The 13,124-nt window shown below is 57.0% G+C and carries 14 protein-coding genes; all 14 read left to right on the top strand.

The annotated features are described in order from the left end of the window. Window positions 1-155: 155 nt before the first annotated feature. The 14 genes from EV698_RS07000 (at window position 156) to rfbA (ending at window position 13,105) form a co-directional block, all read left to right on the top strand. Window positions 156-410, top strand: coding sequence for a type II toxin-antitoxin system HicA family toxin (locus EV698_RS07000; protein ID WP_130503377.1), 255 nt, complete (start codon window positions 156-158; stop codon window positions 408-410). Window positions 411-419: 9 nt separating this feature from the next. Then, complete coding sequence (locus tag EV698_RS06995; protein ID WP_130503376.1) at window positions 420-767, top strand: type II toxin-antitoxin system HicB family antitoxin; 348 nt, start codon at window positions 420-422, stop codon at window positions 765-767. 105 nt (window positions 768-872) lie between these two features. Then, window positions 873-1,121 carry a hypothetical protein gene (locus EV698_RS06990; RefSeq protein WP_130503375.1) on the top strand — a complete coding sequence of 83 codons (249 nt, stop codon included), beginning with the start codon at window positions 873-875 and terminating at the stop codon, window positions 1,119-1,121. A gap of 19 nt (window positions 1,122-1,140) precedes the next feature. Continuing rightward, window positions 1,141-2,340 (top strand): RNA-guided endonuclease InsQ/TnpB family protein, encoded by a 1,200-nt coding sequence (locus EV698_RS06985; protein ID WP_130503374.1) that lies wholly within the window; start codon window positions 1,141-1,143, stop codon window positions 2,338-2,340. A gap of 198 nt (window positions 2,341-2,538) precedes the next feature. Continuing rightward, complete coding sequence (locus EV698_RS06980) at window positions 2,539-2,766, top strand: type II toxin-antitoxin system HicB family antitoxin (RefSeq protein ID WP_130503373.1); 228 nt, start codon at window positions 2,539-2,541, stop codon at window positions 2,764-2,766. Between the two features lie 58 nt (window positions 2,767-2,824). Continuing rightward, window positions 2,825-2,962: a hypothetical protein gene (locus EV698_RS10305; RefSeq protein ID WP_165385746.1), complete on the top strand. Its 138-nt coding sequence runs from the start codon at window positions 2,825-2,827 to the stop codon at window positions 2,960-2,962. Window positions 2,963-3,307: 345 nt separating this feature from the next. Next, entirely contained in the window at window positions 3,308-3,673 is a 366-nt protein-coding gene (locus EV698_RS06975) for a MarR family EPS-associated transcriptional regulator (protein WP_130503372.1), read from the top strand. Between the two features lie 111 nt (window positions 3,674-3,784). Then, entirely contained in the window at window positions 3,785-5,038 is a 1,254-nt protein-coding gene (locus EV698_RS06970) for a formyltransferase family protein (protein ID WP_130503371.1), read from the top strand. 17 nt (window positions 5,039-5,055) lie between these two features. Beyond that, window positions 5,056-8,106: a PEP/pyruvate-binding domain-containing protein gene (locus EV698_RS06965; RefSeq protein ID WP_130503370.1), complete on the top strand. Its 3,051-nt coding sequence runs from the start codon at window positions 5,056-5,058 to the stop codon at window positions 8,104-8,106. 14 nt (window positions 8,107-8,120) lie between these two features. Further along, window positions 8,121-8,741, top strand: coding sequence for a gamma-glutamyl-gamma-aminobutyrate hydrolase family protein (locus EV698_RS06960; protein ID WP_207220511.1), 621 nt, complete (start codon window positions 8,121-8,123; stop codon window positions 8,739-8,741). Beyond that, window positions 8,738-9,487 (top strand): phosphocholine cytidylyltransferase family protein, encoded by a 750-nt coding sequence (locus EV698_RS06955; protein ID WP_130503368.1) that lies wholly within the window; start codon window positions 8,738-8,740, stop codon window positions 9,485-9,487. Before EV698_RS06960 ends, EV698_RS06955 begins: the two co-directional genes overlap by 4 nt. Before the next feature lie 15 nt (window positions 9,488-9,502). Continuing rightward, window positions 9,503-10,864, top strand: a complete 1,362-nt coding sequence (locus EV698_RS06950) for a CDP-glycerol glycerophosphotransferase family protein (RefSeq protein WP_165385745.1) — start codon at window positions 9,503-9,505, stop codon at window positions 10,862-10,864. 439 nt (window positions 10,865-11,303) lie between these two features. After that, a complete protein-coding gene (gene rfbD, locus EV698_RS06945; RefSeq protein ID WP_130503366.1) occupies window positions 11,304-12,227 on the top strand; it encodes a dTDP-4-dehydrorhamnose reductase in 924 nt (307 codons plus the stop codon). Next, complete coding sequence (gene rfbA, locus EV698_RS06940; protein WP_130503365.1) at window positions 12,224-13,105, top strand: glucose-1-phosphate thymidylyltransferase RfbA; 882 nt, start codon at window positions 12,224-12,226, stop codon at window positions 13,103-13,105. The genes rfbD and rfbA overlap by 4 nt, the downstream gene beginning before the upstream one ends. Window positions 13,106-13,124 lie beyond the last annotated feature (19 nt).

Below are 13,124 nucleotides of genomic sequence, written 5' to 3'. Positions count from 1 at the left end.
TGAAGTCGGCGGTATGAGTTAGCCGCCTTTACGCTACGGTTTGATCGCTCAGAGGCCGACCTCTCGACCTTGGTCCTGGGGGCGATCCAGGTTGATTCTCTCGTCCAGATCTTGAGATCGTTGCATTAGGTGCCATATAAAGGCACCATAGTTACATGAAACGAAAGCATCAAAAAACGCTTGATGCCATTTTCGCCCATCCGCCTGGCGCTAATATCCAATGGCATGAAGTTGTTTCCCTGATGCAGGCGCTCGGATCGGAAGTAACAGAGCGACGAGGGTCCAGGGTGGCGTTTATTCTCAACGAGAGAGTGAATGTGCAGCATCGGCCACACCCTGCTCCTTCTCTCGATAAAGGTGCGGTAGCTGACCTGAGAGATTTCCTCAAAAGCTGCGGCGTAAGGCCTTAGGAGGCTGTGATGAGCACGATGAAGCTGGGCGACTACATTGCTCGAATTACCTATGACGAAGAGCGCGAGATTTTCCATGGGCGCATCATTAACATCCGCGATGTCGTGAATTTCTATGGCCATACACCTGCGGAGCTGAAACAGGAGTTCAGGAACTCGCTCGACTGTTACGTCGAGCTCTGCGAGGAACGCGGTCTAGAGCCTGCCAAGCCCTTCTCGGGCCGGTTCAACATCAGGATGTCCAGCGAGGAGCATCGGCTACTGGCGGAGGCGGCCGAGCGCCACGGGAAGAGCCTGAATGCCTGGGCGCGCCGAACCCTTGATAATGCGGCACGTCGTGAAATCGAGGGCACTTAGAGCCTCTCCCCGAGACGGCATGACTGACATTGGTAATACCGAGGAGATCGCGATCAATGCTCTCTAAGCCGGAGCAGGAGCGCCGGTTGGCAGAGCGGCGCCGCAGTGGCGATCGACCTTTTGATCACCGCCCCGTGGCGCACTACGCAGGACCAGCTTCAATCACTGCGCTTCCTCACGGACGGTCAGCTGAATAACGGCGCCCTCCTGGTGCTGAGTCACGATCCGGCCGCTTATATCCCCGGCGCCTACCTTGGGGCGCTACTGTTCGATGGACTGGCGCACGTTGGAAATCGGTGCTCCGCCGCAGAACGCGGTGCCGGGCAGTGCGGCTATCTTGAGTCGAGCTCGTAGACCCAATACATTTTAAGGCATGCAGCGCCTGCAAGCCTTCAAATTCCAGCTCCGGCCGAACGGTCATCAGGAAAAGATGGCCCGCCGCTTCGCCGGCTCGAGCCGGTTCGTTTATAACCGGGCTCTGGCGTTGCAAAAAGCTCGGCACGAAAGCGGAGAGAAGAAACTGGGCTACGCCGGTCTGTGCAAAGAGTTGTCGGCCTGGAAGCAAGACTCGCAGACGCAGTGGCTCACCCACGCCCCGTCCCAATCGCTCCAGCAGGCCCTGAAAGATCTGGAGCGGGCTTATGCCAACTTCTTCGAGGGCCGGGCTGCTCCTCCCGCCTTCAAAAAACGCGGCTGGCATGACGCCTTCCGCTTTCCGCAGGGCGTGAAACTGGATCAGGCAAACGCCCGCATCTGTCTCCCTAAGCTCGGCTGGATTCGGTACCGCAAGAGTCGGGAGGTGCTCGGGACCGTGAAGAATGTCACGGTATTGGCATCGGGCGGCAAGTGGTTTGTCAGCATTCAGACCGAGTGCGAGGTCGAGACGCCGCGTCATCCGGCCACTTCCATGGTCGGGGTGGATCTGGGCGTCGCGAACCTTGCCACGCTGTCCACCGGCGAGATCATCGCGCCCGTCAACGCACTGGCCAAGCGCCAGCGGCAACTCGCGAGGGCGCAACGTGATCTGAGCCGCAAGCGTAAGTTCTCCCGCAACTGGATCAAGGCCAGGGCCCGCATCCGGAAAATTCACACCCGAGTCGGCAACACCCGGTGCGACTACCTGCACAAGCTCACCACCACCCTCAGCAAAAATCACGCCGCGGTGGTGATCGAGGACCTGCAGGTGCGGAACATGACCCGGTCTGCGTCGGGAACGGTTGATCAACCGGGACAAAATGTCCGCGCCAAATCGGGACTCAACCGCTCTATCCTTGACCAGGGATGGGGCGAGTTGCGTCGCCAGCTTGCGTACAAGCAGGCATGGCGCGGCGGGATTGTCGAGACGGTCGAGCCACGCAACACCAGCCGAACCTGTTCGGCCTGTGGTCACGTGGCAAAGGAGAATCGTCCGAGCCAATCCCGGTTCGAGTGTGTTGTCTGCGGCCACACGGCTCATGCCGACGTGAATGCCGCTCGCAACATTCTGGCGGCAGGACATGCCGCAACGGCCTGTGGAGGGGATGTAAGCCCATACCGGCACCTCGGTGTCGGTATGGCTGCTCCGGCGAAGTAGGAACCCACTGAGGCGACCTGTGCCGACATTGCGTCGGCACAGGCGCGGTAGGAATCCTCGCCCGTCAGGGCGAGGAGGATGTCAAACATGCGGACACGGGAAGAATCCCGAAATCAAACCGGCTTATGTGCGCAAGATTCGTACGATGCTGAGGACGCATTATCAGTCACTGAGTGACTATCTGGGAGGCGAACGGCAATGTATCCCCACGACTACAACATCACTGTGCGCCGTATGCACGATGAGGATGGCGCCTGCTTCGAGGCACGCGTGCGTGAACTGCCGGACGTCGCCGAGTATGGCGAGACGTTCCAGGAGGCCTATGAACTCGCCATCGATACTGTTGAAACGACCGCTGCTGCGCTCGCCGAACGGGGTAAGCGTATGCCGGCTCCAGCCGTGGTGAACGATGATCATCACGTGTAGCCCTTCTGGCGTGAGCACGTTGTCAGCCAGTGCGATCACATGCGTTAACCCGAAGCCTATGACACAGCCCGCCATCCCCTTCATCAACCTTCCCGCGGAACGGCGCGAGGCCGTTGATGCGATGCGGGCACTATCCCTGATCAAGGGCGTTCCGGACGCGGAAGTGGACGACTGGATCAATGAGGGACGGCGATGATCCGTCGGCCGCGGAGGCGGTGAATTGACTTGCCGCTGTGCGCTCGGTCACACTTCACAAAATCTATAAGTCGCTGATTCGCTGAAATTTGGCGAGATCGGCATTGGCGGTAGCGTGCCTAAATGGCTGGTTGGGGTTGGGAATTGTCTGGCTTCAACCGCCTCCGCGTTCCTGAAGTCGGCGGTTGAAGCCAGACAATTCCACCCTGCATCGCGTCCTCGCGTTCCTGAAGTCGGCGGCAGGAACCCACCAATCCCGCGCTACAGATCTTCTCCGTGTTCGTGAAGTCGATGGCGAGAATCCACTGATCCCGCGCGACACCGCATCTCTGCGTAGTACTTATTCATGCCTGGTATTTCGAACACGTCGTCGCTGGATGAGGGGTTGGCGTTGAGGGCGTTGGAGGCGCTGGAGCGGGACCCGACGTTGAGTCAGCGGGCGTTGTCGCGGGAGCTGGGGGTGAGTCTGGGGAAGACGCATTACTGCCTGCGGGCGCTGATCGACAAGGGGCTGGTGAAGCTGTCGAACTTCCAGCACAGCTCACGAAAGCTCCGATACGCCTATCTCCTCACGCCGCAGGGCATCGAGGAGAAGACACGGATGACGTTCACCTTCCTGCGCCGCAAGGAGGCGGAGTACCAGGCGCTGCAGGCGGAGATTGCGGAGCTGCGGGCGCGGGTGGGGACGATGCCGAGCGACGGCGCGGAGTAGGGATGCCACAGCGGAAGGTCGTGCCATTGAAGGATCGTGCACCCCGTCGTCAGACTCGGCCGGCGACGTTTCTCGGGTGGTCCTGGGCGATCCTGGCGATGTCGTATCTTAGTGACCTGCAAAAAAGACATAATTGAATTGTTTGATTTAAGAAAAGAAGTCCGTAACGAGCAAATAGATAATGCGACTCTGTCAAGAGTTTGTTCTCGGATCGATGTTCATGGGGTGCTGTATAATGAGTATACAGACGATAAGCTAACGGTTGGCAACGCAGAAACGGGACTATTAAAGCAGAGCGATTTAGCGGCGCTTGCTCGCATCATACTCGTGAGGGTTCACACTATTGAGCAATTCAGTCTAAAAGCTAAGCTCATCAATACGCTCCTAAAACTGCAAGATGGAAGAATGGGTGAGTTTGGTTTTCAGGCAGAGAATAGTCTAGAAGAACTGATAGAGAGCGTGCGAATGCCGCCCAGTAGTTTTGACGATTCGGCTAAGGTTTCCTTAGTAGAAGAGGTAAGAGAGGAGATAAAAGAAAAAGATACGAACGCCGTATTGATTTTTCATCCCGGAGTAGCTGCGTTGAAGTATCTTGCTCTCATGAAAGCATTCAAGTGCCAACCTCGCAGAATAATTGTGCTTAGTAATTCTACATCTCCTAAGCAACAACTGAAAAAAGTTTTACGAAAATTATCCGCTTCAAAGCAAAATAAGTTTATAAAAAACGAGTTAGATCTTAGGCCGCAGGATTGTTTTCATGCGGACACGGTGTTGGCTGCATCAAGTATTCGTGATTGCTTCGATTCAGAAGTAGATTATTTGAAGGTGAAACAAGGTATAAACGATCCGAAGTTAGCAGAGTTAGTAGCAGCATCAACAGAAGATATTGCCATATTTTCCGGTGGTGGCATATTGAAAAATAGTTTTATTAGCTCTGCAAACAAAAAGCTTTTGCATATGCACCCCGGGTGGCTTCCGTCAGTCCGTGGTGCTGATGGATTGTTTTGGTCGACGCTTGATGCAGGTAGTCCAGCTGTGACAAGTTTTTATATGAATGCGGGGATTGACACGGGAGACATAGTCCATCGGTCTTACTACCCGGCACCAAGCTTCCCGGCAGATATCGATCACTTTTCATATGGTGAGGTCTATAGATCGCTGCTTCAAACTTTTGATCCATGGCTGCGTGCTAAATCGCTAACAAAAGTTATTCAAAAAGCTGAATCACTCGGTACCAGACCTAGCTGTTTGCCAGCTATTCTGCAAAACAGCCATGAAGGCCACAGCTTTCATTTCATGCATCCTAAACTGAGAGATCATGTTGTTAAGCTGATGATTAGTAGAGGTCGGCGGCAAGAACAATGAGTCGGTCCAGCGATACAATGCAGAAGGATTTGGTGATTCTAGGTGCCGGGCAACCTCACCGTGGCGATTTGCCAGCGGCATTACACGAGCCGAGTTCGGGCACCTCCATGCTGCAGTGGTTGTTAGATGCTTCTGGCAGGACAGTAGCAGATGCGACATTTGTCGCGGGCTACCAGTCCGATGTGGTCCGTAGGCGCTTTCCAAAACTTTCAGTGGTAGAGAACGACGATTGGGAGCAAACCGGCAGCGGCGCCTCACTTCTCGCTGCTCCGTTTTCCTGTGATGTGCCAATTCTGGTCTGCTATAGCGATATTCTCTTCCGTGAGGCGGTACCGCTGTTGCTGGCCCGTTGCGATGCTGATATTGCGGTTGCGTGGGACAGCGCTTGGGAACGCCGCTATGTCGGTCGCCAAGTTGAGGATCTGTCCCGGTTTGAGAAGGTAGTCGCTTGCGGCGAAAATATTCAGCGCTTGGGCGCTGACCTACCAGCAGATTGGGCGACTGGTGAGTTCATTGGTTTAGTGCGTTTTTCTGTGCGGGCGCTTACGTGGCTGGAGCGCCTCCGCGTGGATAGTCCTGAGAGTTTGCGCCAAAGCCACCTCTCCGAGTATATCGAGTACTTGCGATCGGCGGGCCTTTCGGTAGCGGGCGTGGACGTTGCAGGCGATTGGGCAGAGTTTAACGAGCCACGTGACATTGCCCGTTTCATCCTAGGCACTAAGGCGGAGACTCTGAGTCGGTTGCGTGGCATGGTTTGTCATTCCGTGATTCAGGATCAGGTCTCCTGCACCGTGGCGGAGTGGCAAGCAAGTCGCGCGGCCGTATTAAGAAGGGTGCGTCACCGTTTCTCAACCGGTTTACTGGTGGTGCGGTCTAGCGCTCGCACTGAAGATTCCTTTCAATATTCAAACGCTGGTGGCTACGAAAGCGTTCTCAATGTTGATGTAAACAGTGGGTTAGAGGAAGCCATCGAGCAGGTCATCGCCTCTTACCGTATGGCAGAGGGCGGCGACCAAGTGCTGATCCAGCCTATGGTCACCGACGTCGTTGCCAGCGGCGTCGCCTTCACCCGGACTCTGGAGCACAAAGCGCCTTGGTACGTGGTTAACTACGAGACTAGTGGCGACACTGAGGCGATCACCAGCGGCGCTAGCGGTGACCACCGTACCCTGCTGCTGCGTCGGGATGTGGACCACGAAGCCCTCCCGGAGCCTCAGCTAGCTCCCGTGGTGGCCGCGCTGCGCGAGATCGAGGCGCTCGTGGGCTACGACGCGCTGGACGTGGAGTTCGCGCTGGATGGCGCCGGTTCGGTGCATATCCTCCAAGTCCGTCCAATAGCCGTGGACCGCGAAGGCAGCGACCTCAGTGATGCCGCCTTCCATACCGCCATGGCCGCCGCCCACGTACGCTGGCAAACTCTGACCCCAGCGCCGCCCCATCTGCCGGGGAACGCCGCGCCGCTCTATGGCGTGATGCCGGACTGGAACCCGGCGGAAATCATCGGTACCGCCCCCGGCGCCCTGGCCGCCAGCCTCTATCGCCATCTCATCATGGACGAGACCTGGGCCACCCAGCGCGCTGAGTACGGTTACCTCGACGTGCGCCCGGCGCCGCTGCTGGTGGATTTCGCCGGTCACCCGTATGTCGATGTGCGCGCCAGCTTCGCCTCTTTTTTGCCGGCGGCGCTGCCGGAAGAGCTGGCCGGACGACTGCTCGAATTCTATCTGGAATGGCTGCGCCAGCGTCCGGAACTCCACGACAAGGTAGAGTTCGAGGTGGTGCCTACCTGTCTCGCCCCCGGCTTCGAGGGCTGGGAGCGGCGGCTCAAGGACGAAGGCGGTTTTAGCAACGAGGAAATCGACGCCCTACGCGAGGGGCTGCGCCAGATCACGGCCGGCGCTTTCCACCGCTGCGCGAACGATTTGGTCTGTATTGAAAGCCTGAGCGAGCGCTTCGACGTGATCCATGCCGACACCCGGCTCGTCCCGCTGGAACGCGCCCGGATCCTGCTGGATGACTGCCGGCGGCTGGGCACGCTGCCCTTTGCCCATCTCGCCCGCAGCGGGTTTATCGCTGTGACTCTGCTGCGCGAGGCAGAGGCGTGCGGGATCATCTCCGCCGCCGCTCGGGAAAGCTTTCTCTCCACAGTGCGAACGGTGAGCCACCGGCTCACCGTAGATGCTCGGGCCACTGCGGCCGGGGAGATGGGCGAGGACGCCTTTATCGCCCGTTACGGCCACCTGCGTCCAGGTACGTACGACATCTCCTCCCCGCGCTACGATGCTGACCCGGAGCGTTTCCTGCGGCCGCTTGTGGAGCACGCCGGGGAGGCCGCCGTAGAAGAGCAGAACCCTGGGCCGTGGCAGGCGGAGCGCGAGGAGTTCTTCGCGGCGCTGGCCAAGCTCGGTCTGCCGGCAGAGCCAGATGTGGTGGAGCCCTTCCTTCGCCAAGCCATCGAAGGGCGTGAATACGCCAAGTTTATCTTCAGCCGGAATCTGTCGGCGGCGCTTGAGCTGCTAGCCGAGGTGGGGGCGGCTTACGGGCTGGAGCGTGACTTGATGGCCCAACTGCCGCTGGACGAGTTGCTCGCTTTGCGCACCACCGCGCGCACAAACGAGGCCATCGCCAGCCATCTGCGGCGGCGCGCTGAGGAGGAGGCCGAGGCGCGGCGGGTGGCTGCAGCCTGTGAGCTGCCGCCACTGCTCACCGAGCAGGCCGACCTCGACGCCTTTGTCATCGGCGCCGATCGGCCTAATTTTATTGGCTCCGGTTGCATAACCTCCGACTGTCTCGATCTCGCCGACCAGCCAGCCGACCAAGACCTGAATGTGACCGGACGGATTGTCCTCATCCCCCAGGCTGATCCTGGCTACGACTGGCTTTTCGGGCAGGGGATCGCCGGTCTGGTGACGCTCTACGGCGGCGCCAACTCCCACATGGCCATCCGTGCGGCGGAGTTCGGTCTGCCGGCGGCCATCGGCATCGGCGAACAGCGCTACCGCAAACTGGCCCGGGCGCGGGTGCTGGAGCTCTCGCCGGCCAACGGGATCCTGCGAGTGTTGCAGTGAGGTTAAGGGTAGCGGTGAGTCAGCGCTGTGACTCCGTGGCCGGTCGCGATGAGGTGCGCGATGCGCTCGACGTGCACTTAAGCTTGCTGCTCTGGGAGCTCGGCTTCCTGCCGATGCCCATGGCGAGCGCCATCAACGATCACGGGGAATACCTCGAGGCCCTGATGCCTGATGCGGTAGTCCTGAGCGGCGGCAACGACATCGGCCAGACTCCTGAGCGCGACTGCTTGGAGACGGCGCTGCTAATCCACGCCGCCGCCTGCCGACTGCCGGTGCTCGGGATCTGCCGAGGCATGCAGATGATTAACCATCACCAGGGCGGCGATCTGCGACCGGTGTCTGGCCATGTGGCGGTGCGCCATCGGGTGAGCGGGTCGCTGGTCGGCACCACAGGCCGCGAAGTAAACAGCTATCACGACCAGGGCGTGCTCGACGCTGACCTAGGTAACGATCTTGAGGCCAAGGCCTGGTCTGACGACGGCGCGGTCGAGGCGCTGCGCCATCGGAACTGGCCCTGGCTCGGGATCATGTGGCACCCGGAGCGGGATTCGCCGGTGACCGAAGCCGACCAACGACTCATTCGCAGACACCTGGGAGGCACAGCCCTGAGCATTTCCAAAGGAGCGCATTCATGAAAGCCATCATCCTCGCCGCCGGGCAGGGTACTCGCCTGCGCCCGCTGACCGACGACAAGCCCAAGTGCCTGGTGGAGCTGGCTGGTAAGCCGCTGCTGGATCATCAGCTCGAGGTGCTTCGTGCCGCCGGGGTTGATGACATCCACGTAGTCGCGGGCTACCGCGCCGACCAGCTGGATCGCCCCGACTTCACCCGCCACATCAACGAGCGTTTTGCTGAGACCAATATGGTCAGCACTCTCTTTGCGGCGAATTCGGTAATGACTGGGGAGGATGACCTCATCATTAGCTACGGCGACATCGTGTTTGAGCCGCGTGTTCTGGCGGCGTTGCAAGCGGTGGACGCCCCTATCGGCCTGGCGGTGGACCGCGAGTGGCAACGCTATTGGGCGGCACGGATGGACGACCCTTTGGCCGACGCCGAGACGCTCAGACTTGCAGACGGTGACCGAATAATCGAACTGGGTAAAAAGCCGGAGAGCTACGCTGATATTCAAGGTCAGTACACCGGCCTCATAAAAATCCGCGCAGATCATGTAGCGTGGCTTCCGCAGGTGTGGCGTGCAATGGACCGAGCCGCCAGCTACGACGGCAAGGATTACGACAATATGTACATGACAAGCTTTGTACAGCACCTGATAGATAAGGGCTGGGAAGCGAGAGCGGCCTTTGTTGATAACGGATGGGCCGAAATTGACTGCGAAACCGACCTTTTGGTTGCACCGGATTTTTGGCGGTGTCTCTGAACAATGCGTTTGCTCGTGGAAAACCTGATCGCTTCTACTCGCCAGTGGCGATTCGGACAAAGGGGATCAGAGTCAATTCTCATTGCTAGAAGCCGTCTTTCGGCGATAAAGCAAAAGATAAAGCGCGTTATAGGTATTCCTATCGCGATGCCGAGATACGTATTTCTACGATGCAAGTATTGGTTAAAATTGAAAACTATAAAGAAAAAGAAAAGTATCAATGTTGCTTTTCAGATCGTGCATGCTAGTGTTTGGAAGCTTGGCTATCTTTATTCGCTACTTGAACAAAACCCTCGTTTCTACCCTTATATCGTTATCTGCCCTCATTCGCCAAGCTCGGAGGAAGAGCAGAAGCGGGAGTTTGAAGAATGTGTGGCGCTCTGTGATCGACGCGGCTATCGTTTCTTTGAAACGATTCAGAAGGGCGAGGCAGTTTCGTTAGACAAAACAGGGATGCCTCGACCAGACTTTTTGTTTATTCAGAATAGCTATCAACGTACATTACCACAGTACAAGCTTTCTGCTTGGGGTGATGCGCTTCCATGTTATGTTTCCTACTTTTTCACAATGAATATACATGACCGAGCGAACTACTCTAAACCTTTTCACAAAGATCTGTGGCGACATTTTTTGGAGTCTCCGTGGCATGAGTCGATTGCAAAAAAATATAAAAGTTGGTACGAGAAAAATACTTATGTGAGCGGTTATCCTGGGTTAGATAGGTTTCTCTTACCCGAGTCATTTACTGATCCATGGCGTTCAGTTGCCGTATCCGCTACAGATAAAAGAAAAAGGATAATCTACGCACCACATCACACCATTTCAAATGGTGATGCTGGCCTAGCATATTCTACATTTGAAGAGCATTGCTGGTTAATCCTCGAACTAGCTGAGAAATATAGTGATCGTTGTATTTTTGCTTTCAAACCGCATCCTTTGTTGTATGAAAAAGTGGTAAAAAATCCGCAGTGGGGTAAATCTGCCGCTGATAAATATTGGCAATCTTGGGAGTCTTTGGGCAACGGCCTGGCAATATATGGCGACTATGAAGATTTATTTAATACATCTGACGCGATGATGCATGACTGTAATTCTTTTCTGGCAGAGTACCTTGCGACTGGCAAGCCTTGTCTTTTTCTTATGGCTGATAATGCAGTGGGGGATAGAATAAATCGGTTCGGGCGGGGTCTTCTCGATGCCCACTATAAGGCATATAAAAAACAACAGATCGTAGACTTCATAGACTCGGTTGTGATTGATGGATCTGACCCCGAGAAAGAGCGAAGAGAGAAAGTGATTCAGGAAAACCTCCTGTACAGGGGGGATAGCGCCTCAAAGAAAATCTTCGACCATATGCGTTTATCGGCTTGTGGATAGTGCAGGTGAGTACGAAATCGCTCGGGCGATATCTGTTTGGTGCGGGTATTTGGTGGTTGCCAACTGTATTCGGCTCTCGAACGCTCCAAATTTGGAATTCCAAAAGAAGTAAAGTTAAATTAAGGTCAATTAGTTTCAGGTATGTTCTTGTGCGACAAATCTTCGCCCAGTAAACGTTGGATATCCGTAAAATCCGCGTAAGACAGTCCCGCATTCGATAAATGATTGCGCGGGATTAGGAAGGTTTTAGTCGCGCATGAAAAACAACATCATCAGTACAGTGACAGCTCAGCATTATGACTTTTTGTTCTAAAAAAGCATCCCATCGAGATTCCAGCCAGCTTCGGATCCGCGCCTGGACTTTCCCGCTTGATGTGGCTTTGTCAAACGAGCAATGGCAGCGGCTTTACGTTAACCACAGGCAGTATTGGGTGTAGCGTTGACGACGCTTCTTTTCGGGCCGACCGGCCAAGTAGGTTGGGAACTCCGCCGGGCGCTCAATCCTCTGGGAAAGCTGATAAGTTTAGACCGTCACGAACGGGGTGGACTGCGCGGTGACCTCACAGATCTTGATGCGGTCGCTGCCGCGATTCGCACTGTGAAACCAGGCGTGATCATCAATGCCGCAGCGTATACCGCGGTGGATGCGGCTGAGTCGGAACCCGAACAGGCGCGCCTGATCAATGCGACCGCGCCGGGCGTGATGGCCGAGGTGGCTCGGGAACATAACGCCCTGTTGGTTCACTACTCCACGGACTACGTCTTCGATGGTAGTGGCCAACAGCCATGGCGAGAAGACGATCCGACATCGCCCCTTAACGTCTATGGCCAGACCAAGCGGGAAGGGGAGGAGGCGATTCGCGTCGTGGACGGAAACCACCTCATTTTCCGCACAGCCTGGGTGTATGCCGCTCGTGGGTACAATTTCATCCGCACGATGATTCGCCTTGCCTGTGAGCGCGATGAACTGAAAGTTATTGACGATCAGCACGGCGCACCCACGGGCGCTGAGCTTATTGCGGATGTGACAGCGCATGCTGTCCGCACTGCCGTGATGCGGCCGGAGCTACGCGGCATCTACAATCTGACTGCCGCCGGTGAGACGACCTGGTACGGGTATGCGCGCTTCGTCATTGAGCAGGCTCGGGCCGCGGGTGTCCCCGTTCGTGTCGAGCCAGATGCTATTGAAGCCGTTACTACCGACACATTCCCCACGGCCGCCTGCCGTCCGAAGAACTCGCGACTGGACTGCCACAAGCTCGAAACCACCTTTGGACTGACGCGCCCTGACTGGCGCATCGGTGTCGCCCGGGCACTCGAAGAAATGGATCTTCCGCAGCAGAAAGGGAAATCTGACCGATGAACCGAAAGGGCATTATCCTTGCTGGTGGCGCTGGCACACGACTGCACCCGGCAACACTGTCGATCAGCAAACAATTACTGCCGGTCTACGACAAGCCGATGATCTATTACCCGTTGAGCACGCTGATGCTTGCGGGTATTCGCGACATCCTGATCATTTCCACGCCGCAGGACACGCCGCGCTTCGAGCAGTTGCTGGGGGATGGCAGCCAGTGGGGGCTGAACCTGCAATACGCCGTGCAGCCGTCCCCGGACGGTCTAGCGCAGGCCTTTGTCATTGGCGAGGACTTTATCGGCGACGACCCGTGCGCCCTGGTGCTGGGTGACAATATCTTTTACGGCCATGAATTCGAAGCGCTACTCGGCAGTGCCATGGAGCGCGACGATGGTGCGACGGTTTTCGCCTACCACGTCCATGATCCGGAGCGCTATGGCGTGGCGGAGTTCGACCGAAGCGGCAAAGCCCTCTCCCTGGAGGAAAAGCCCGAGCAGCCGAAGTCCAGCTACGCAGTCACCGGCCTGTATTTCTACGATAACGATGTGGTCGGACTGGCCAAGGACCTCAAGCCTTCCGCCCGCGGCGAGCTGGAAATCACCGATCTCAACATCGCTTACATGAACGCCGGCAAGCTCAACGTGGAGATCATGGGCCGCGGCTACGCCTGGCTGGACACAGGCACCCACGACTCCCTGTTGGATGCCAGCCAGTTCATCGCCACGCTCGAGCAACGTCAGGGCCTCAAAGTCGCGTGCCCGGAGGAGGTTGCCTACCGCTGTGGCTGGATCACCGCCGAGGCCCTCGAGGGGCTGGCCCAGCCACTGCTGAAGAATGGCTACGGCCAATATCTACAGCGCGTGCTCCAAGACACCGTATTCTAATTCGTTCCCTCGAAAGGTC

Origin of the sequence: Spiribacter vilamensis (assembly GCF_004217415.1) — a bacterium.
Classification (GTDB): domain Bacteria; phylum Pseudomonadota; class Gammaproteobacteria; order Nitrococcales; family Nitrococcaceae; genus Spiribacter; species Spiribacter vilamensis.
This window is presented reverse-complemented; position numbering and strand designations above follow the sequence as displayed.

What these genes read in the sequence shown, in the direction of transcription:
- EV698_RS07000 (WP_130503377.1), top strand. Translation starts at nt 156, where the DNA reads ATGAAACGAAAGCATCAAAAAACGCTTGATGCCATTTTCGCCCATCCG.
- EV698_RS06995 (WP_130503376.1), top strand. Translation starts at nt 420, where the DNA reads ATGAGCACGATGAAGCTGGGCGACTACATTGCTCGAATTACCTATGAC.
- EV698_RS06985 (WP_130503374.1), top strand. Translation starts at nt 1,141, where the DNA reads ATGCAGCGCCTGCAAGCCTTCAAATTCCAGCTCCGGCCGAACGGTCAT.
- EV698_RS06980 (WP_130503373.1), top strand. Translation starts at nt 2,539, where the DNA reads ATGTATCCCCACGACTACAACATCACTGTGCGCCGTATGCACGATGAG.
- EV698_RS10305 (WP_165385746.1), top strand. Translation starts at nt 2,825, where the DNA reads ATGACACAGCCCGCCATCCCCTTCATCAACCTTCCCGCGGAACGGCGC.
- EV698_RS06975 (WP_130503372.1), top strand. Translation starts at nt 3,308, where the DNA reads ATGCCTGGTATTTCGAACACGTCGTCGCTGGATGAGGGGTTGGCGTTG.
- EV698_RS06965 (WP_130503370.1), top strand. Translation starts at nt 5,056, where the DNA reads ATGCAGAAGGATTTGGTGATTCTAGGTGCCGGGCAACCTCACCGTGGC.
- EV698_RS06955 (WP_130503368.1), top strand. Translation starts at nt 8,738, where the DNA reads ATGAAAGCCATCATCCTCGCCGCCGGGCAGGGTACTCGCCTGCGCCCG.
- rfbA (WP_130503365.1), top strand. Translation starts at nt 12,224, where the DNA reads ATGAACCGAAAGGGCATTATCCTTGCTGGTGGCGCTGGCACACGACTG.